Origin of the sequence: Actinoplanes sp. NPDC049548 (assembly GCF_040676695.1) — a bacterium.
Taxonomy (GTDB): domain Bacteria; phylum Actinomycetota; class Actinomycetes; order Mycobacteriales; family Micromonosporaceae; genus Actinoplanes.
Genome location: NZ_JBFAPM010000001.1, coordinates 276,920 through 295,645, shown reverse-complemented (window position 1 = coordinate 295,645; position 18,726 = coordinate 276,920). Strand labels below are relative to the sequence as shown.

Here is an 18,726-nt window from a genome sequence, read left to right as displayed (position 1 = left end):
TGTCCCCCATGGCCAAGCGCATCGAGGCGAGCAACGTCTCGTCCTACTACGGCTCGTTCAAGGCGATCGACAACATCTCGATGACCGTCGAGCCGAAGACGATCACCGCCCTGATCGGTCCGTCCGGCTGCGGCAAGTCGACGTTCCTGCGGTCCATCAACCGCATGCACGAGGTGCTGCCCGGCGCCCGCATCGAGGGCCGGCTCACCATCGACGACCAGAACATCTACGACGAGGACGTGGACGTCACCGCCGTCCGCCGCATGATCGGCATGGTCTTCCAGCGCCCGAACCCGTTCCCGACGATGTCCATCTACGAGAACGTCGTCGCCGGCCTCAAGCTCAACGGCGTCAAGAAGAAGTCCCTGCTGGACGAGGCGGCCGAGAAGTCGCTGAAGTCCGCGAACCTCTGGGACGAGGTCAAGGACCGGCTCAACCGTCCCGGCGCGGGCCTGTCCGGCGGTCAGCAGCAGCGGCTGTGCATCGCCCGTACCATCGCGGTCGAGCCGCAGGTCGTGCTCATGGACGAGCCCTGCTCGGCGCTCGACCCGATCTCGACGCTGGCGATCGAGGACCTGATGTTCAAGCTGAAGGACCGCTTCACGATCATCATCGTCACGCACAACATGCAGCAGGCCGCCCGGGTCAGCGACAAGACCGGCTTCTTCTCGATCGACAAGACCGGCGAGCCGGGCCGCCTCATCGAGTACGCCGACACCCAGAAGATCTTCAGCAACCCGAGCGAGAAGAAGACCGAGGACTACATCACCGGCCGGTTCGGCTAGGGAATCCTGATCATCGCGCCGCCGTCGCCGGTCAGCTCGATCTCGGGCATGACCGGCACGGCGGCGTTTCGCTGCCCGCTCGCTGCCACGAGATCCTCCACCTTCCGGTACGGGCACAGCTCGTCCAGTGTCACCCGCGTCGGCGGCAGCATGACCAGGCCGTCGGCGGCCGCCGGGCTGATCCAGGTGGTCGCGTCAGCCTCCCCGGACACGTCACGCGCCGCCTGCCCGTCGGGAAGAAGGGCCACGAAGAACCACGTGTCGAACCGCTTCGGCTCGAACTCCGGCGTCACCCACCGCGACCACGGCAGCAGCAGATCGTCGCGCAAGCGCAGCCCGCGCCGGGCCAGCAGGTCGGTCATGCTGAGCTCCCGACCCGCGACCGCCCGGCGATCCGCCTCCCAGTCGGCGCTGCTCACGTCGCCCACCGTGCGGTCCGCCTGGTCGATCGGGCCGGCGAGCAGCACCCCCGCCTCCTCGAACAGCTCCCGGGCCGCAGCGCCCACGACGGCTCTCGCTTGCTCATCCGGGACACCGAGCTTCTCGGACCAGTCCCGCCGGATCGTCTCGGGGCGGTCGTCGGGGTCGACGCGGCCACCCGGGAACGCGTGCACACCACCGAAGACCATGGTGGCGGCGCGCCTCAGGACGTACACGTCAAGGGTTTCGGGGTCGAGCAGCACGACGGTGGCCGCAGCGCGAGGCTCGGCCGGGACGCCCCGGAACTCGCGGGCCTTCGCGGCGAGGGCGGGGGGCAACGGCATCACACGGCTCACAACCCGATCCTCCCCCATCGGGGGCCTGCCGTGGCGTTACGGTGGCGACCATGACGACCACGCGCTGGGGCATCCTGGGCACCGGCGGCATCGCCGCCACTTTCGCATCCGACCTCCAGCTCGTGCCCGGCGCCGAGCTGGCCGCGGTCGGCTCCCGCACCCCCGAGGCGGCGACGGCCTTCGGTGAGCGGCACGGCGCGGCCCGATCGCACGGCACCTGGGCGGAGCTGGCAGCCGACCCCGGCGTCGACGTGATCTACGTGGCGACGCCGCACGCCCAGCACCACGCCGCGACGATGGCGTGCCTGGCGGGCGGCAAGGCGGTGCTCTGCGAGAAGCCGCTCACCCTGGACCGGGCCACCTCGGCCGAGCTCTTCCAGGAGGCGCGCGAGCGTGGATTGTTCCTCATGGAGGCCATGTGGATGCGCTGCAACCCGGCCGTCCGCAAGCTCCAGGAGGTGATCCGCGACGGCGTCATCGGCGACGTGGTCTCGGTCCACGCGGACCTGGGGCTCCAGGGCCCGTTCGAGCCGACCCATCGGCTGCGCAACCCGGCCCTGGGCGGCGGCGCCCTGCTCGACCTCGGCGTCTACCCGATCCACCTGGCGCACCTGATCCTCGGTGCCCCGGCGGCCGTACGGAGCTGGGCCCACCTCACCCCGGAAGGCGTCGACGAGACCACCGGCCTGCTGTTCGGGTACGACTCCGGCGCGGTCGCCGCCCTGACCTGCAGCATCTCGGGAGCCTCGCGCAACGCGGCGACGATCACCGGGACGCGGGGACGGATCGACCTGCCGGAGGGCTTCTACGTGCCGCACTCCTTCGTGCTGCACAGCGACGGAAAATCGGAGACCTTCGACTTCCCGGTCGAGGGCCAGGGCTACCAGTTCGAGGCGATCGAGGTGCAGCGCTGCCTCGCCGAGGGGCTGACCGAGAGCCCCCTGGTCCCGCAGGCGACCACCCTCGAGATCATGGAACTGCTGGACGGGATCCGGGCAGAGATCGGCGTTGCCTACGCGTAGGCCTGTCGATCTCCAGCCCGGACATGACAAGCCCCGCTCGCCACAGGGAGAGCGGGGCTTCTCGAGCAGGGCTGGTCAGCCGAACAGCGGCCGTACGCAGAAGTAGACGATGCAGGCGATGCCCGCCGCCGCCGGGAACGTCGTGACCCAGGCGATGACGATGTTGCCGGCCACGTTCCAGCGAACCGCGGAGAGCCGCTTGGTCGCGCCCACGCCCATGATCGCGGAGGTGATCGTGTGGGTGGTCGAGATCGGGGCCTTCAGCACGAGGGCGTTGAAGAACAGCACCGAGCTGGCCACCATCTCGGCCGCGAAGCCCTCCGCCGGGCCCAGGTCGATGATCTTCCGGCCCAGGGTGCGGATGATGCGCCAGCCGCCCGCGTACGTGCCGGCCGCGAGCACCGCTGCCGAGGTCCAGAACACCCACCACGGGATCTCCGTGGCGCTGTCCTGGAAGCCGCCGGTGTAGAGCGCGAGCACGATGATGCCCATCGTCTTGGCCGCGTCCTGCATGCCGTGGCCGACGGACATGAAGGCCGCCGAGATGGTCTGGGCGACGCGGAAGCCGCGGTTGAGCTTGCCCGGCTGGCCCCGCCGGAACGACCACATGATCGCGACCATGACGGCGAAGCCCAGCAGGAAGCCGACGAACGGCGAGGCCACCATCGGGATGATGACCTTCTCGAGGATGGTGCCCCACTCGATCGTGCCGTCGCTGGCGAAGAGCGTCGCGCCGACCAGACCACCGAACAGCGCATGCGACGAGGACGACGGCAGGCCGAAGTACCAGGTGATCAGGTTCCAGGCGATCGCGCCCACCACGCCCGCGAAGACCACCCCGAGGCTCGGGATGCCGACCGGCAGTTTGACCAGGCCGTCACCGACCGTCTTGGCGACGCCGGCGCCGAAGTGGGTGCCGACGAAGTTGCCGACCGCGGCCATCGCCAGGGCCACACGCGGGGTGAGGGCCCGGGTGCTGACGCTGGTGGCGATGGCGTTCGCCGCGTCGTGGAAGCCGTTGGTGTAGTCGAAGGCCATCGCGGCGATGATCACCGCGAGGACCGCTATGAGTTCCGCGGACAAGGCCTAGGACTCCTTGACCGTGATGGTCTCGACCGTGTTGGCCACGTGCTCGAAGGCGTCGCAGGCGGCTTCGAGCTCGTCGGCGACCTCCTTCATCTTGAGAACGGTCAGGGCGTCGTACTCGCCCGAGAACAGCCGCACGAGCAGCATCCGGTAGGCCCGGTCGCCGTCGTTCTCCAGCCGGTTGATCTCGATCCAGTACTCCTCGAGACCCTTCATGGTCTTCAGCTTCGGCATCGCCTCGGCCGTGATCTTGGCCTGCTGGTCGAGGACGTTGACCAGCTCGTGCATCTCCCGGGGCAGCGAGGGCAGCTCGGTCAGCCCGTACAGGTAGAGCAGGTTGCCGACCGCCTCCAGGTGGTCCATCACGTCGTCGAGCAGCGAGCCCAGCGAGTAGATGTCCTCGCGGTCGAACGGCGTGATGAAGGTCGAGTTGATCTTCTTGTACAGCGTGTGGGTGATCTCGTCGCTGTCGTGCTCGACGTCGGTCAGCCGGTCGCTGACGGACTGCACGTCAACCCCCGGAAGGGCCAGCTCGTTGAGCAGCTCCGTGCCCCGGACGAGGTTCTGAGCGGCTCGGGAGAACAGCTCGTAGAAGGCGCCCTCGGTGGGGCGGAAGGAGAACTTCACGGCGCGAACCTCGATCGACGGGTGGACGGGTCTGGCGGATTCCCGGGGAATGCTAGGTAACACCTCTCCCGTTGCGGAGCCCGCCTACCCCTGCTCAGCAGCAGTTCAGGGCGCGTTCACTCGGCGTTAACCTGGAACGGTCGCTTATGTGGATCTTTCAGACCGTCTGGGCCAGGTCGGTACGCCGCGGCGTCGGCGACGGCCGGCGCATCGGGGGCGGCGGCAGGGTCCGGCGCACCGGGTGGCGCCGCAGATGCCGGACGAGCCCCGCATGGTCGGCGTCGGCGATGACGTCCACCCCCGCCTCCCCCAGCTCGGTCCACACCGCCTGCCGCGCCTTGCGCGGACCCGAAGGCAGCCCGGAGATCCGCAGCGTCCGCCCGTCCTCGTGCGCCGAGCGCACCATCGCGTGCAGCAGGTGCCGCTCCTCGGCCGGGATGGGCTCGCAGCCGTCCCAGCCGAAGCGCCGGGTCCACTGCTCGCTGATCATCGGCACCAGGTCGGGCGGGGCCGACGCCGAGCCGATGTCGTCGAAGGAGCCGTCGGCGAACGCGTACCGCTCCCGCTGGGTCGCCAGCAGGTCGCGCGCGTCGACGATGCCCGCGATCGACACGGTGACGGCGCCCGCGTGCAACTCGCCGTCGATGCACCGGCTCAGCAGCGGGGCGTGGTCGCGCAACTGCTGGTCGAGCATCCGGTACGCCCGCAGCAGCGCCTCGGCGTCGCGTACCGGGCCGGTGAACTCGACGACCAGCCGGAACGGCACCCGCTGATCCCGGCACAGCCGCCCACCACGGGCGTGCGCGCGGGAGAACAGCGGGCCGAGCACGAGCCGGCGCAGCGTACGCCCGGGACGCGGAGCCCCCGGCCCCAGGTAGAGCTCACCGTGCGGACCGGGCCGGACCGGGACGGTGAGACCGGCGAACCCGCGCCGCAGCACGTCGGGCAGCGGGTCCAGCGCCTCCTCGCCGACCAGCGCATGCCCGGCCGGCAGGTACGGGCGGGGCCGCCGGGCCACCGCGATGCCGAGGGTCGTCACACCGGTGGCTCCGGCGAGCCCGGCCAGGCCGCCCAGGAGCGTCGCCATGTCGTCCGCCACCGTCCTACCCCCGTCTCCCCCGTACCCAAATCGGGCCAAATGCCCCTATAGCGTTCACCACTGTGTCACATGTGACACCGGGGACCGGGCAATGTCGCGCAGAATTCCTCCATGCCGTCTCTGGTCGTCGACGAGTTCGAGATCGAACGCCCGCACCTGCTGTCGGTCGCGTACCGGATGCTCGGCAGCCGCGCCGAGGCCGAGGACGCCGTGCAGGAGGCGTGGCTGCGCTACCACCGCGCCCGCGAGGCCGGCGAGGACATCCGGGACCTGCGTGGCTGGCTGACCACGATCACCGGACGGATCTGCCTCGACGTGCTCAAGTCCGCCCGCGTACGCCGCGAGGCCTACCCCGGCCAGTGGCTGCCGGAACCGGTGGTGTCCCGCCTCGACGACCCCGCCGAACGCGTCACCCAGCGGCAGGAGGTCAGCCTCGCGCTGCTGGTGGTGCTCGAGAAGCTCACCCCCGAGCAGCGCGTCGCCGTGGTCCTGCACGACGCCTTCGCGGTGCCGTTCGAGGAGGTTGCGGAGGTGCTCCACACCAGCGTGGCGGCGGCCCGGCAGCACGCCTCCCGCGGCCGCAAGGCCATCGCCGACGGCCAGGCCCGCAACACCGCCGACCGCACGGAACAACGCAAGGTCCTCGAGGCCTTCCTGACCGCGGCGTCCAGCGGCGACCTGCACGCGCTCGCGGCGGTGCTCGCCCCGGACGTCGTCACGATCGGCGACGGCGGCGGCGTGGTGAGCGCGGGCCGCAACCCGATCTTCGGCGCCGAGAAGGTGGCGCGCTTCTGGGCCGGCGTCCTGCGCCGCCTCCAGCGCGAGGCGGAATCCGTGTCGGTGGAACCGGTGCTGGTCAACGGCGACGCGGGCATCCTCGTGGCCGGCCGCTACCCCGACGGGCGCGAGCTGCTGTCCGTGCTGGCGGTCGCGGTCGCCGACGGGCGCGTCACCGCCCTCTACAACCAGCTCAACCCCGCGAAGCTCGGCTCAGTCGGTGACCGCTGACAGCCATTTCTTGTACGCGGAAGCGAACGGCTCGGTGCCGTCCCCGAGCGCCCCCACCAGGTGCCGGGCCGCCGCATGCGCCTCGGCCACCACGTCCTCCGGGTAGCCGAACGCGGCCCGGTGCTCCTCGAACTCGTCCTCGTCGCGCAGCTCGACGAGCCCCGAGTCCCGCCGGCGGGAGACGTCGAGGTCGAGGTCGATGATGTGGACGGTGTCGCCGTCCCAGCGCGCCGGCGTCGTGATGTCGCAGTAGACCTCGCTCGTGCGCGGCGGCGGGTTGAACATGCCGGTCCACCACGCACTGTGCGGAATCAGGAGCACGAACGGGATCTGCTCGACGGACGGCTGGCCGTGGTAGACGGACGCCGTGCCGCGCGTCACTCCGACCCAGACGCCCAGGTCATCCTCGTTGAGCCGGCGGGCGGGATAGTCGCGATGAGCCGAGCCGTCGTACTTGGTGTAGACCACCCGGACCATCTCGCTCGGCATGACAAGACCCTAACGGTGCGCCGGTTTCGTCGGTGGTGGCGGGTACGGTCTTCGACGTGACTGCCCCCGCCAAGTCCCGCCGCAAGGCCGCCGCCGCCAAGGACCTGCTCGCCGCCGCGGTCGGCGCGGTCCCCGGAGGCGCCACCCGCCCCGGCCAGGAGCAGATGGCGACGGCGATCGAAAGGGCCATCAAGCAGCGCGAACACCTCCTGGTCCAGGCCGGCACGGGCACCGGCAAGAGCCTCGCCTACCTGACCCCGGCCCTGCTGGTCGACGGCCCGGTGGTGGTCTCCACGGCGACCCTCGCCCTGCAGAACCAGCTCGTCGAGCACGACCTGCCCCGCCTCGCCGAAGCGGTCGAGCCGGTCCTGGGCCGCCGCCCCACCTTCGCCGTCCTCAAGGGCCGGCACCACTACCTCTGCGTGGCGAAGCTCGAACACGCCGACGAGGAGGAGCCCACCGACACCCTCTTCGACGACGCACCGCCCCGGGCCACCCAGTGGCTGGGCGAGGCGGGCCGGCTCGGCAAGCAGATCCTCCGGGTCCAGGAGTGGGCCGAGAAGACGAAGACCGGCGACCGCGACGAGCTCGACCCCGGCGTCGACGACACGGCGTGGCGGCAGGTGTCCATGCCCGCCCGCGACTGCGTAGGAGCCGCCCGCTGCCCGTACGGCGCGGAGTGCTTCGCCGAAGCCTCCCGGGCCCGGGCCCGGGAGGCGGACATCGTGGTCACCAACCACAGCCTCCTCGCGGTCGACATGCTCGCCGAACGCAACATCGTCCCGCCCCACAAGCTCCTGATCGTCGACGAGGCCCACGAGCTCGCCGACCGCGTCTCCTCGGCCGCGCAGGCGGAGCTCACCCCCGAGGCGGTGGAACGCGCCGCGAAACGTGCCCGCCCGCTCATCCCACCGGCCACGGCGGAGTCCCTCGCCACAGCGGCCGACTCCCTCACGGTGGGCCTGGCCGACATCCCCGCGGGCCGGCTCACCACCGGCCTGCCCCCGCTGCTGCACCAGGCCCTGCTCCTCATCGACGCGGCCACCCGAGGAGCCCTCGAAGCCATCGGCGACATCAAGGCGGACGACCCCGACCCGGTCCGCAAGCAACAGGCCAAGGCGACCCTCGACGACGTGTCGTCGACTACCCAACGCCTCCTGGAGGAGTCCGACTTCGACGTCGCCTGGGTGGAGAAGAACGACCTGGGCAACGGCCGCCGCGCGGTGGTCGTCGCCCCGCTGTCGGTGGCGGGCACGCTCGCTTCCAACCTGTACGACGAACGCACGGTGGTGGCCACCTCGGCGACGCTGACGCTCGGCGGCCGCTTCGACACCGTGGCGCGGTCGCTGGGCCTGCCTGGCTCTTCCACCTCCGGCACCTCGCCTGCCGGCTCTTCCGCCGACGCTGTTCCATCGGCCGGCGGATCCGTTTCCGCCGGGGCGCGGGCCGGCGGTCCGGTGCCGGCCGCGCGGTCCGGGTCCGGCCTGACCCCCGACGCGCCACCGGTGTCCGGGGACGGGTGGACCTCCCTCGACGTCGGCTCGCCGTTCGACTACCCCAAGCAGGGCATCCTCTATGTCGCCGCCCACCTCCCCCGCCCCGCCGCGTCCGGCCTGCCCGACGCCGCAGGCGAGGAGTTGCTGAAGCTGGTGGAGGCACTCGGCGGCCGCACCCTCGGCCTGTTCTCGTCCCGCCGCGCGGCCACCCAGGCGGCCGAGCTGCTGCGCGCCAGGACCACCCTGCCGATCCTGCTCCAGGGCGAGGAGACGCTGCCGATCCTGGTCCGCAAGTTCAAGGAGCAGAAGGAGAGCTGCCTCTTCGGCGTGATGTCCCTGTGGCAGGGCGTGGACGTCCCCGGCGACGCCTGCCAACTCGTGGTGATCGACCGCCTGCCCTTCCCCCGCCCCGACGAGCCCCTGGCCGCCGCCCGCGCCGCCGCGGTCGACGCCACGGGAGGATCCGGCTTCGCCTCGGTCAGCGTGCCGATCGCCGCCGTACGCCTCGCCCAGGGAGTGGGCCGCCTGATCCGGTCCACGGGGGACAAAGGGGTGGTCGCTGTCCTCGACTCGCGCCTGGAGACGGCCCGCGGCTACGGCGCTTTCCTCCGCAAGTCCCTGCCGCCGTTCTGGTACACGACCCGGCCGGACGTGGCACTGGGCGCCCTGCAGCGCCTCGCCAAGCAGTAACCGGTCTTCTTCGGCTCAGCCGCGGGACGGGGCCGGCTGCCTTTCCGGCGGGTGCCGCAATGCCAGCTCGAGCAGTGCGCCGAGTCGGTCGACCTCATCCGGGTCGAGGCCGGCGAACGACCGTGCGACCACCTCGGCAACGCGTCGCGCGCCCTCGCGCCGCACTGTTTCTCCCTGGTCGGTGATGCGGTGGCGGATGGCGCGCCCGGCCGCCGGGACACGTTCGATGAGGCCGCGGCCGACCATGCGGGTGGCCAGCGCCCCGAACGCCTGGTCGGTCTGGAACGTGAGCTGCGCCAGATCGTGCAGCGACGCGCCGGGGTGTGCATGCAGCTGGCGCAGAGTGTCCCACTGCGGCAGGGAGACCCCGAGGTGGGAAAGGGCAGCGCTCAAGTCGCGGTGGTGGCGGTGCTGCAAGTGTTTCACCGCCAACGCCACTTCATGAGGTGATCGGGACATGACACCAAGCTACCTATAACAGGTTCCTGATACAAGTTTGCTTACATCAGCATCCTGATATAGCCTTGCCGGCATGACACCGACGCGCACCACCACCCACACCATCCACCGCCCCGACGCCACCCCGGTCCACCTCGTCGTCGACGAGACCGGCACCGGTCGACCCGTCCTGCTGCTCCACGGCGGCGCCGGGCCCATGTCCGTGCAGCCCTTCGCCACCCTGCTCGCCGACCACCACGACGCCCGCGTCCTGGTCCCGACCCACCCCGGCTTCAACACCACGCCCCGGCCTGACGACGTCACCGGCGTCCGCGACCTCGCCGCGCTCTATGTGGCCCTGCTCGAGCAGCTCGACCTGCACGATGTCACCGTCATCGGCAACTCCATCGGCGGCTGGATCACCGCCGAGATCGCCGCCCTCCACCACCCCCGCGTCACGAAAGCCATCATCATCAACGGCGTCGGCATCGACGTCCCCGACCACCCGGTCGCCGACTTCTTCGCCCTGTCCTTCGACGAGCTCACCGACCGCTCCTACTACGACCCCGACCGCTTCCGGCTCGACCCCGCCACCCTCACCGACCGCCAGAAGGCCCTCATGGGCGGCAACCGGCAAGCCATCGCCGTCTACGGCGGGCAGAGCATGACCGACCCGACCCTGACCGACCGGCTCGGCCGCATCACCATCCCCACGCTGGTGCTCTGGGGACAAGCCGACCGCATCGCCACCCCCGACTACGGCCGCGCCTACGCCGCCGCCATCCCCACCGCCCGCTACCAGCCCCTTACCGACACCGGCCACCTGCCCCAGATCGAAACCCCCGGCCGCACCCTCGAAGCCGTCTGGAACTTCATCGACCACGGCACGCAGCGACCCAGCGACAGCGACAGCCCCACCGAGTCGGCTCAGACCCCGAGCCCGACGGCGACCGCGAGCACCCCGGCCTCACAGCCGGCGCCCCGCGTCGCACCGGCCTCCAAGTCCCAGATGTCCCTGATGATCTGGGCCGCCGTCTTCCCCACCCTGATCGCGCTGCAGTTGCTGCTGCGCAACCCGCTCGCCGACGCGCCGATGGCCCTGCGCACCCTCATCCTGGTCACGCTGGCCGTGCCGATCACCGTGTTCGGCCTCATGCCGCCCCTGCAGCGGCTGCGCGCCCTCTTGATCACTCACACCCACCGGGCATGACCAGGCAGCGGCACGCCGACGGAACCCGGCCATGCTGCAGAAAGACAGCTCCTCGCGAGGTCCCGGAGGCCGGCGCGGAGCTCAGAGCGGGGCGGCCCGCTCGCCCAGTCGCTGCGTCGAAAAGCTTCAGCTATCGGAGGGGCCGCGTGCCACCGACTGGCCCCACGACTGCCCGCCACGGCGCCAGAAATCTGCCCGCCACGGCCACCACGGTTGCCCGACCGGACTTCCGCGACTGCCCGCTCGGGACCCACTCCACTATCAGGTCAGCAACCGAGTTCAGCCACGGGTGAGGGCCGCCTCGGCCGAACCGCCCCGGCAACCGCTCGCCGTCAGCTTCGCTACGGGTGCAACTCGCTGGCCGTGACCACCACCGCGTCCGGCGGGACCTCTGGGCGGCGGCGGGCCAGGCGGCGGATGCCCGTGTTCAGCACCGCGATCAGCGGCACCGCCACCAGCGCTCCCATGATGCCTGCCAGTACGACGCCGGAGGCGATGCCGATGATCACTACGAGGGGATGGATGGCGACCGCCCGGCCCATGATCAAGGGCTGGAGGATGTGCCCCTCGACCTGCTGGACGAGGATCACCGCGCCGAGGACGATCAGGGCGACGATCCAGCCCTGGTCGACGAGGGCGACCAGGACCGCCACCACGCCGGAGACGGTGGCGCCGACGATGGGGATGAAGGCGCCGAGGAACACCAGGGCCGCCAATGGGAAGGCGAACGGGACGTCCAGGATCACCAGGGCGAGGCCGATGCCGGTCGCGTCGATGAAGGCCACCAGGACCGTGGCGCGCACGTACGAGCCGAGCGTCGCCCATGAGGCGTCGCCCGCGTCGGACAGGCTCCAGCGGGCGTTGACCGGGAACAGGCGTACCAGGAATCGCCAGATCTTGCGGCCGTCGCGGAGGAAGAAGAAGGTCGCGAAGAGCACGAGGAGGGCGCCGGTCAGCACCTCTGCCAGGGTGGTGGCGGTCGCGAAGCCGGTCTCGGTGAGCTGGGAGGTGTTCAGGTTGATCCAGCTCTGCGCGGAGTCGATGGCCTGGTCGAGCTGGTCCTGTTTGAGGTGCAGCGGGCCGGTCCGGGCCCAGTCCTGAATCTGGCGGATGCCCGCGCTGGCCTTGACGGTCAGCTGCGGCAGGCCGTCGATGAACTGGGTGACCACCAGGGTCAGCGTCCCGGCGACCGCGCCGATGCCGCAGATCAGCACGAGGAAGGTGGCCAGCGAGGGCGGCAGGCGCAGCTTCAGCAGCCATCCCACCGCCGGGGCGAGCAGTGCGGACAGCAGCAGAGCGATCGCCAGCGGGATCACCACGATGCTGATGGTGCCGATGAAGCGCACCAGCACCCAGCCGACGACCCCCACGACGATCAGCCGCCACGACCAGGCGGCCGCGATGCGCAGCGAGTGGGGCACTTCGGCGTCGTCCCGGCTGGCGATCGAGTGGTGCTCGAACGACGGAACCGGCTCGGGAAGCTCGTACTCGACTTCGGCATCGTCCTGAGGACGCTGGGTCTCGGCGCGGGCCATGCGCACGGATTCGCGGCCCGACTCGTACGCCCGGCGCAGATTGGCCCGGACCCGTTCCAAGCGGCTCAACCGCCCAACCCCCTCGCCGTCGACACGCGATCTCCACCGTAGTCGAGACCGGCACACGTGCACGTGAGGCTCCGGCGTACCGTCCTAGCGTGAGCACCGACACCCAGACCGAGGCCGGCCTGCCCATCCGCATGCTGCACGACCGTGTTCTCGTGCGGCTGGACGGCGGCGAAGGGGAACGCCGGTCGAGCGCCGGCATCGTGATCCCCGCCACTGCGTCGATGGGCCGCCGCCTCTCGTGGGCCAAGGCGGTCGGCGTGGGGCCCAACGTCCGTTCCATCGTGGTGGGCGACCGGGTCCTGTTCGACCCGGAGGACCGGGCCGAGGTGGAGCTGCACGGCAAGGAGTACGTGCTGCTGCGGGAGCGGGACGTGCACGCGGTCGCGGCGAGCCGGGTCGAGTCGGACGGGACCGGGCTCTACCTCTAGTACCCCGGCGGCGGGCCGTAGGACGGCGGCTGGGAGCCGTAGCCCGGAGGAGGCCCGTAAGTCGGGGGCTGCCCGTTGCCCGGAGGAGGCCCGTAGCCCGGAGGCTGCCCGTAAGTCGGAGGCTGCTGCCCATAGCCCGGCGGCGGGCCGTAAGCCGGGGGCGGGCCGTAGGTCGGGGACGGCGCGTATCCCGGCGGCGGGCCGTAGGGCGTCGGCCGGCCGTAACCGGCGTACGCGGGAACCTGGGGTGCCATGCGGACCGGGACCGGGACCACCGGCTCGTCCGGCGGCGGCACCGTGCGAGTCACCCCGTCCGGGAAGGCGATCTGATAGTTCGTGCCGTCCCAGAACGCCTGGGGCATCTGGGGATCGCGGCCCACGAAGACCGAGCGGTAGCCCGCGATGTCCGTGAGCAGCTTCCGCTCCTCTTCCTGCGCCCGGTGCAGCTCCTCGGGCCCGCGGTCCAGGCCGCGCTGCAACCCGTCGCGCAGGAGGGCCAGCTGGGTCGACGCGAGCTGGAAGCCGCGCATCGCCCGCAGGCCCGCCTCGCCCGCGACGCGCTTCGCCCACCGCCGGGCGGAGTGGCGCCGGCCCAGGCTGCCCAGCGTCGCCACCTCGGGCGGGGAGAGCCAGCCGGCTCGGACGTAGTACGGCAGGGTGCGCTCGCTGAGCCGCCCCTCGTAGCCGCGCAGAGCGATCGCGAAACCCAGGGCCACGAAGAAGAAGGGGACCATGAAGCCGAGGTAGCCGTACAGCATGATCAGGGTTTCGCCGGTGGCCACCGAGAGGGTGGGCAGCAGGTTGAAGGTGCCGTGCAGGATCATCGCGAGCAGCAGGCCGGCGATCGGGGCGAGCCAGCGCACCCGGCGGTCCGCCGAGCGCGCCGCGATGCCGAGGCCGATGCCGGTCATCGCCGTGAACAGCGGGTGGGCGAAGCCGGTGAACAGGATGCGGACGATGAAGATGAGGAAGAGGTTCTGGATGCCGGTGGCCGGGCCGTACTGGTCGGCGCCCGCCGCGTAGCCGTGACCGCCGAGGTAGAGCACGTTCTCCACCATGGCGAAGCCGAGCGCGGAGAGGCCACAGTAGACGATGCCGTCGGTGATGCCGGACCATTCCCGGCGGCGGCGCCAGAAGAGCAGGATCGGGCCGAGGGCCTTCATCGACTCCTCGATGAACGGCGCTACGAGCACGGCCACGAGGGCGTCCGGCAGGCCGAGCTTGTCGAAGCCCCAGGCGGCGAGGCTGTTCACGCCGATGGCCGCGAGGGTGGCGACGGCGGAACCCCAGGCGAAGCAGAACACCAGGTAGCGGATCGGCTCGGGCTCGTAGCGGTCGAGCCAGAGGAAACAGCTGACCAGTACGGGGACCGGCAGGATGGCGGCGGTGAGGCCCACGACGAGGCCGACCGGACCGTTGCTGAAGCCGAGGATGACCAGCATGGCGATCGCACACGCCGCGATGAAGCCGATGATGCCGGCGAGGGGCAGCCAGCGCCGCCAACCGGCCCGGCGTCCCGGCATCGGGGGCAGCTTCGCGGGGTCCGGCGGCTGGTACGCCGGGTCGTTCGGCATCGCCGGCGCAGAGGATGCCGGCGCAGGAAAGGGAACCGCGGCAGGGAACGGAGCCGAGGCAGGGAAGGCCGCCGGGGCAGGCTGGGCATCAGTGCCAGAGAAGGCGGCCGGGCCAGGCTGGGCATCAGGGGCAGGGAAAGCGGCCGGACCAGGCTCGGCATGCGGGGCAGGGATGGGAGCCGGGGCCGCGAAGGGAGCCGGGGCAGGCGGGACAGCCGAGGAGTCGGCAGCGGAGGTCGGGTCGGCGGCCCAGGCCGGGAAGGGGGCCGGCCCGGAATGGGCGGCCGGCGCCGGGTCGGCGGGGGCGGGCGGCCCGGATGCCGGGTGCGGTGCCGGGGCGGGCGATCCGCCCGGAGCTTCGTCGGCCATGCCGCCAGCGTAGCCACCTCGGCGCGTCGGGGCGTCCGCGCGGGCGCGGAAGTGATCAGGACAGGGGTCACGGCGGGAAGGCCGGTCAAGGCCGCGCGCCCCGGCGGGCGGCTCGGCCCCGCCCGTGCCATCCGACCGCCCGCCGCACCAGCCGTGGCGCCTCGGCGTACTCGATGCCGGTCGCCCGCAGCAGGTCCGTGACCGTGGTGCGCACCTGGGCGACCACCACCCCGCCGGAGAACCCGACCCCTACGTCGTAGGCCTTCCCGGATTCCGCCGCCGCCCGCAGCGCCCTCTCCCGGGTCGCCTCCGGCTCGATGCCGCGGGCCCATTCGTGCCGCAGCAGGTCGACGGCGTCGCCGAGGAGCGCGACGGAGGCCGGCAGGCAGGACGGGATGCTCTCGTCGTCGCCTATCGCGGTGATCACCCGCCGGGTCAGAACGCGGACGTTGCGCAACGCGTACGTGAGGTGGGGCGCGCCCTCGACGTACTGGCTCAGCGTGCCGCGGGAGCGCCACCGGGCCGGGGCGAAGGCGACGTTCTCGCTGGCCGCCGCGGCCGCCTGGGCGAAGGCGGCGAAGTTGCCCTCGGTGGCGCGCAGGCGGGCCAGGGCCTCCTGCACCGCCTCGATGTCGGGCTTCGTCATGCCTTCCGCGACAGCGTGGAGGCCCTCGGCCATCGCCTCGAGCGCGGGGTCGGCGGCCCGGCGGACCACGGTCAGCGGGTTGAGCGGGAGCAGGAGGGTCATCACCGCCAGCCCGACCGCGCCGCCGACGAGGGCGTCGAAGAAGCGGCTGTACGGCAGCCCGGTGGCCGAGGTCAGCGTGGCGACCAGCACCGCCGAGGACGCGGACTGGACCACGAGCGGCGTACCGCCGCCGACCGCCGCCGCGACCAGGATCGCGAGCAGCACGACCAGCCCGATCTGCCAGGGGCCGGTGCCGATCAGCAGGATGATCGCGTCGCCGACGCCGATGCCGATGGCCACGCCGACGACGAGCTCTATCGTGCGCCGGGCCCGCTGCCCTACCGACGAGGCGAGCGTGATCACGGCCGCGATGGGTGCGAAGAACGGGCTGGGGCGCCCGATCAGGTCGTGGGCGATGTACCAGGCGATCCCGGCGCCGGCTCCCGCCTGCATCGCGAGCCCGGCTCCGCCGCGTACCCGGGACCAGCCGGCGCGGATCCCGGAGCGTGACCGGCCGCGCAGCTCGGCCAGGACGGCGGCGAGCCCGCGCTGCGACCCGGCCTCGGACATGCTCCGACCCTAGAGGATGCCAGGATGGCGGCCGTGACATCTCTTCTCGACCGTTGGGTCGCGGCGGCCCGGGGCGCCGGCGCCACCGCGGAGGACCCGGACCTGCGGGCGGCCGGCAGCTATCTGCTTCAGCGCTGGTCGGAGCCGCAGCGGCAGTATCACGACGTGAGCCATCTGACCGCGGTGCTCGACGTGGTGGACGAGCACGCCGCCCTGGCGCCGCACGCCGACCGGGTACGCCTGGCCGCGTGGATGCACGACGCGATCTACGACCCGCGGGCGCTGGGCGACGCCAACGAGCGGGACAGCGCCGCGTTCGCGGAGGGGCTGCTCACCACGCTGGGCGCCTCGCCGGAAGTCGCCGGCGAGGTGGCTCGGCTGGTGGGGCTGACGGCGGGGCACGCCACCGAGGAGACCGACCCGGACGGCGAGCTGCTCTGCGACGCCGATCTCGCGATCCTGGCCGCCGAGCCGGAGCGCTACACCGCATACGCCGAGGCGATCCGCCGCGAGTACGCCCACGTCCCGGACGACACGTTCCGGGCCGCCCGGGCCCAGGTCCTGGTGTCGTTGCTGGAGCTGCCGGCGATCTACCGCCACGCGCCGCTGCACGAGGCGTGGGAGGCCCGCGCCCGAGCGAACCTGGAGCGGGAGCTCAGGACGCTCGCCGGGTGAGGTGCTTGGGGCGGCGCAGTCCGGCCGCCCGCAGCCGCGCCGACAGGTCCCGGGACCGCACCAGCGTGGCGCCGAGCCAAATCGCCATCGGGAAGCGGGACTCCGGGATGTCGTAGTGGTCGCGGTCGAACCCGCGCCTGGGCACGCCGAGCATCTCCGCGAACGCGTGCAGCTCGGCGTACGAGACGTCGCTGACCAGGTGGGACCAGAGCCGCCCCCGGGCCGGCCAGCGGGGTTCGTCGACGAGGATCAAAGGTCGACGTGGAGCAGGTCCGTCCCGCGGTCGGCGGCGTACCCTCGCACGTCCGCGACGCCGAGCCGGGCCGCGTCCGCGGTCAGGTCGTCGGGCATCTTCTGCGACTGCCGCTCGGCCTCGACCCGCGCCAGGTAGTGCTCGACCTCGCGGGCCCGCACGGCGTCGTCCCAGCCGAGCGCGTCACCCATGACGGCGGCTGCGTGCCGCGCGGTCTCCACGCCCCGGTGCGCGGTCTCGATCGAGATACGGGTACGCCGGGTGAGCACGTCGTCGAGGTGCAGGGCGCCTTCGGCGGTGGCCGCGTACGCGATCTCGGCGGCCAGGTACTCGGGGGCTCCGGCGAGCGGCGTGGCCAGCTCCGGCTCGGCGGCGATCATGGCGAGCAGGTGCACCGAGAGGGTGCCGTAGCGCTCGAGCAGGTGCTCGATCACGCCGGCCGTGACACCGTGCCGCCGGGCGGTGTCCTGCCGGTCGCGCCAGGCCGCCGCGAACCCGTCCGCGCCCAGCAGGGGCAGCTGGTCGGTGCGCGAGGGCCGGTCGACGCCGAGGCGCCGGACGGCCCGGTCGATCACGTCGGCAGCCATGACCCGGTACGTCGTGTACTTGCCGCCGGCGACGAGCAGGAGCCCGAGCATCGGCTCGATCACGGCGTGCTCGCGGGACAGCTTCGAGGTGGCCTCGGCCTCGCCGGAGAGCAGGGGGCGCAGGCCTGCGTACACGCCTTCGATGTCGTCGGTGGTGAGCGGGCGTTCCAGCACCGTGTTGACCTGGTCGAGCAGGTAGCTGATGTCGCGCGCGGAGGCGGCCGGGTGCGAGCGGTCGAGGCGCCAGTCGGTGTCGGTGGTGCCGATGATCCAGTGCCCGCCCCACGGGATGACGAAGAGCACCGACGTGGGGGTACGCAGGATCAGGCCGGCGTCGCCGGTGATCGCCGAGCGCGGCACGACGAGGTGGACGCCCTTGGAGGCGCGGACCTTGAACCCGGGGCGGACGCCGACGTCGCTGAGCATCTGGGACATGTCGTCGCTCCACACGCCGGTGGCGGCGACGACCGTGCGGGCGCGCACCTCGAACTCGGGCGAGTCCGGGGCCTCGAGGTCGCGTACCTTGACGCCGACGACCTGGCGGGCCTCCCGGACGAAGCCGGTGACCCGGGCGCTGGTCACCACGGCGGCGCCGAGGCTGGCGGCGGTGCGGGCCAGGTTGACCACGAGCCGGGCGTCGTCGACCTGTCCGTCGTAGTAGCGGATCGCGCCGGTGATCTTGTCGGCGCGCAGGCTGGGGAACAGGTGCCGGGTGCCGTCGCGGCTCAGGTGCCGGTGCAGCGGCATGCCCCGTCCCTGACCGAACACCCCGGCGAACACGTCGTACGCGGCGACGCCGAGGCCGTAGTACAGGCGGTGCCACACCCGGGCCGGGGGCGACGCGGACTCCAGCGGCACGAGGATCGGCACCGGGCGCACCAGGTGCGGCGCGAGGCGGCTGGTCAGCAGGCCGCGCTCGGTCAGGGCCTCGTGCACCAGGTGCAGCTCGAGCTGCTCCAGGTAGCGCAGGCCGCCGTGGATGAGCTTGCTGGATCGGCTGGACGTGCCGGCGGCCAGGTCGCGAGCCTCCACGAGGGCGACGCTGAGGCCGCGGGAGGCGGCGTCGAGGGCCGCGCCGGCGCCGGTGACCCCGCCGCCGATGACGAGCACGTCGAACTGCTCGTCGCGCAGCCGCTTGAGGTCGGCGACGCGGCGGACCGGTGAGAGCCGCCCGGCCGAATACCGGGACACGGAGGGAGAGCGCACAATCCCACCGTAGCGCCGTCGACGGCCCCTGGAGGAGAAGGATGTT

General features: G+C 72.0%; 18 protein-coding genes. 7 read left to right on the top strand and 11 right to left on the bottom strand.

Translation table 11 applies throughout. The features are described 5' to 3' along the window. The first annotated feature begins 8 nt into the window (after positions 1-8). On the top strand, positions 9-785 hold the full coding sequence (gene pstB / locus AB0J80_RS01335) for a phosphate ABC transporter ATP-binding protein PstB (RefSeq protein ID WP_364699041.1): 777 nt from the start codon (positions 9-11) through the stop codon (positions 783-785). Here pstB and AB0J80_RS01330 read toward each other — a convergent pair. Beyond that, positions 782-1,549, bottom strand: a complete 768-nt coding sequence (locus tag AB0J80_RS01330; protein ID WP_364700134.1) for an NUDIX domain-containing protein — start codon at positions 1,547-1,549, stop codon at positions 782-784. The two genes, pstB and AB0J80_RS01330, sit on opposite strands and share 4 nt — an antisense overlap. 62 nt (positions 1,550-1,611) lie before the next feature. On the opposite strand from AB0J80_RS01330, the gene AB0J80_RS01325 reads away from it, so the two are divergent. Then, positions 1,612-2,583 carry a Gfo/Idh/MocA family oxidoreductase gene (locus AB0J80_RS01325; RefSeq protein WP_364699039.1) on the top strand — a complete coding sequence of 324 codons (972 nt, stop codon included), beginning with the start codon at positions 1,612-1,614 and terminating at the stop codon, positions 2,581-2,583. A gap of 75 nt (positions 2,584-2,658) precedes the next feature. On the opposite strand, the gene AB0J80_RS01320 is transcribed toward AB0J80_RS01325, so the two are convergent. From AB0J80_RS01320 to AB0J80_RS01310, 3 genes are all read right to left on the bottom strand, one after another. Further along, complete coding sequence (locus tag AB0J80_RS01320; RefSeq protein ID WP_364699037.1) at positions 2,659-3,666, bottom strand: inorganic phosphate transporter; 1,008 nt, start codon at positions 3,664-3,666, stop codon at positions 2,659-2,661. 3 nt (positions 3,667-3,669) lie between these two features. Further along, positions 3,670-4,296: a DUF47 family protein gene (locus AB0J80_RS01315; RefSeq protein ID WP_364699035.1), complete on the bottom strand. Its 627-nt coding sequence runs from the start codon at positions 4,294-4,296 to the stop codon at positions 3,670-3,672. A 157-nt stretch (positions 4,297-4,453) separates the two neighbouring features. Continuing rightward, positions 4,454-5,383, bottom strand: a complete 930-nt coding sequence (locus AB0J80_RS01310; protein WP_364699033.1) for a hypothetical protein — start codon at positions 5,381-5,383, stop codon at positions 4,454-4,456. A 123-nt stretch (positions 5,384-5,506) separates the two neighbouring features. On the opposite strand from AB0J80_RS01310, the gene sigJ reads away from it, so the two are divergent. After that, on the top strand, positions 5,507-6,403 hold the full coding sequence (sigJ, locus tag AB0J80_RS01305; protein ID WP_364699031.1) for an RNA polymerase sigma factor SigJ: 897 nt from the start codon (positions 5,507-5,509) through the stop codon (positions 6,401-6,403). On the opposite strand, the gene AB0J80_RS01300 is transcribed toward sigJ, so the two are convergent. Next, entirely contained in the window at positions 6,386-6,892 is a 507-nt protein-coding gene (locus AB0J80_RS01300) for a DUF402 domain-containing protein (RefSeq protein ID WP_364699029.1), read from the bottom strand. The two genes, sigJ and AB0J80_RS01300, sit on opposite strands and share 18 nt — an antisense overlap. Positions 6,893-7,056: 164 nt before the next feature. On the opposite strand from AB0J80_RS01300, the gene AB0J80_RS01295 reads away from it, so the two are divergent. Next, positions 7,057-9,078, top strand: a complete 2,022-nt coding sequence (locus AB0J80_RS01295; RefSeq protein ID WP_364700132.1) for an ATP-dependent DNA helicase — start codon at positions 7,057-7,059, stop codon at positions 9,076-9,078. Positions 9,079-9,093: 15 nt separating this feature from the next. Here the strand turns inward: AB0J80_RS01295 and AB0J80_RS01290 are convergent, their stop codons facing one another. Further along, positions 9,094-9,471 carry a MarR family transcriptional regulator gene (locus tag AB0J80_RS01290; protein ID WP_364699027.1) on the bottom strand — a complete coding sequence of 126 codons (378 nt, stop codon included), beginning with the start codon at positions 9,469-9,471 and terminating at the stop codon, positions 9,094-9,096. Positions 9,472-9,610: 139 nt separating this feature from the next. On the opposite strand from AB0J80_RS01290, the gene AB0J80_RS01285 reads away from it, so the two are divergent. Next, positions 9,611-10,726 (top strand): alpha/beta fold hydrolase, encoded by a 1,116-nt coding sequence (locus AB0J80_RS01285; RefSeq protein WP_364699025.1) that lies wholly within the window; start codon positions 9,611-9,613, stop codon positions 10,724-10,726. A 341-nt stretch (positions 10,727-11,067) separates the two neighbouring features. Here AB0J80_RS01285 and AB0J80_RS01280 read toward each other — a convergent pair whose 3' ends face one another. Beyond that, positions 11,068-12,330, bottom strand: a complete 1,263-nt coding sequence (locus tag AB0J80_RS01280; RefSeq protein ID WP_364699023.1) for an AI-2E family transporter — start codon at positions 12,328-12,330, stop codon at positions 11,068-11,070. A gap of 131 nt (positions 12,331-12,461) precedes the next feature. Here AB0J80_RS01280 and AB0J80_RS01275 point away from each other — a divergent pair, with 131 nt between their 5' ends. Then, complete coding sequence (locus AB0J80_RS01275; protein ID WP_189200617.1) at positions 12,462-12,758, top strand: co-chaperone GroES; 297 nt, start codon at positions 12,462-12,464, stop codon at positions 12,756-12,758. Here AB0J80_RS01275 and AB0J80_RS01270 read toward each other — a convergent pair. Together AB0J80_RS01270 and AB0J80_RS01265 are read right to left on the bottom strand one after the other, a co-directional pair. Then, positions 12,755-14,332, bottom strand: coding sequence for a PrsW family intramembrane metalloprotease (locus AB0J80_RS01270; RefSeq protein ID WP_364699021.1), 1,578 nt, complete (start codon positions 14,330-14,332; stop codon positions 12,755-12,757). The genes AB0J80_RS01275 and AB0J80_RS01270 overlap by 4 nt on opposite strands. Positions 14,333-14,786: 454 nt before the next feature. Next, positions 14,787-15,959 carry an FUSC family protein gene (locus AB0J80_RS01265; RefSeq protein ID WP_364699019.1) on the bottom strand — a complete coding sequence of 391 codons (1,173 nt, stop codon included), beginning with the start codon at positions 15,957-15,959 and terminating at the stop codon, positions 14,787-14,789. Between the two features lie 24 nt (positions 15,960-15,983). On the opposite strand from AB0J80_RS01265, the gene AB0J80_RS01260 reads away from it, so the two are divergent. After that, complete coding sequence (locus AB0J80_RS01260; RefSeq protein WP_364699017.1) at positions 15,984-16,634, top strand: metal-dependent phosphohydrolase; 651 nt, start codon at positions 15,984-15,986, stop codon at positions 16,632-16,634. Here the strand turns inward: AB0J80_RS01260 and AB0J80_RS01255 are convergent. Together AB0J80_RS01255 and AB0J80_RS01250 are read right to left on the bottom strand one after the other, a co-directional pair. Next, positions 16,615-16,887 carry a DUF4031 domain-containing protein gene (locus AB0J80_RS01255; protein WP_364699015.1) on the bottom strand — a complete coding sequence of 91 codons (273 nt, stop codon included), beginning with the start codon at positions 16,885-16,887 and terminating at the stop codon, positions 16,615-16,617. The genes AB0J80_RS01260 and AB0J80_RS01255 overlap by 20 nt on opposite strands. Next, a complete protein-coding gene (locus tag AB0J80_RS01250; protein WP_364700130.1) occupies positions 16,884-18,665 on the bottom strand; it encodes a glycerol-3-phosphate dehydrogenase/oxidase in 1,782 nt (593 codons plus the stop codon). Before AB0J80_RS01250 ends, AB0J80_RS01255 begins: the two co-directional genes overlap by 4 nt. Between the last annotated feature and the right edge of the window lie 61 nt (positions 18,666-18,726).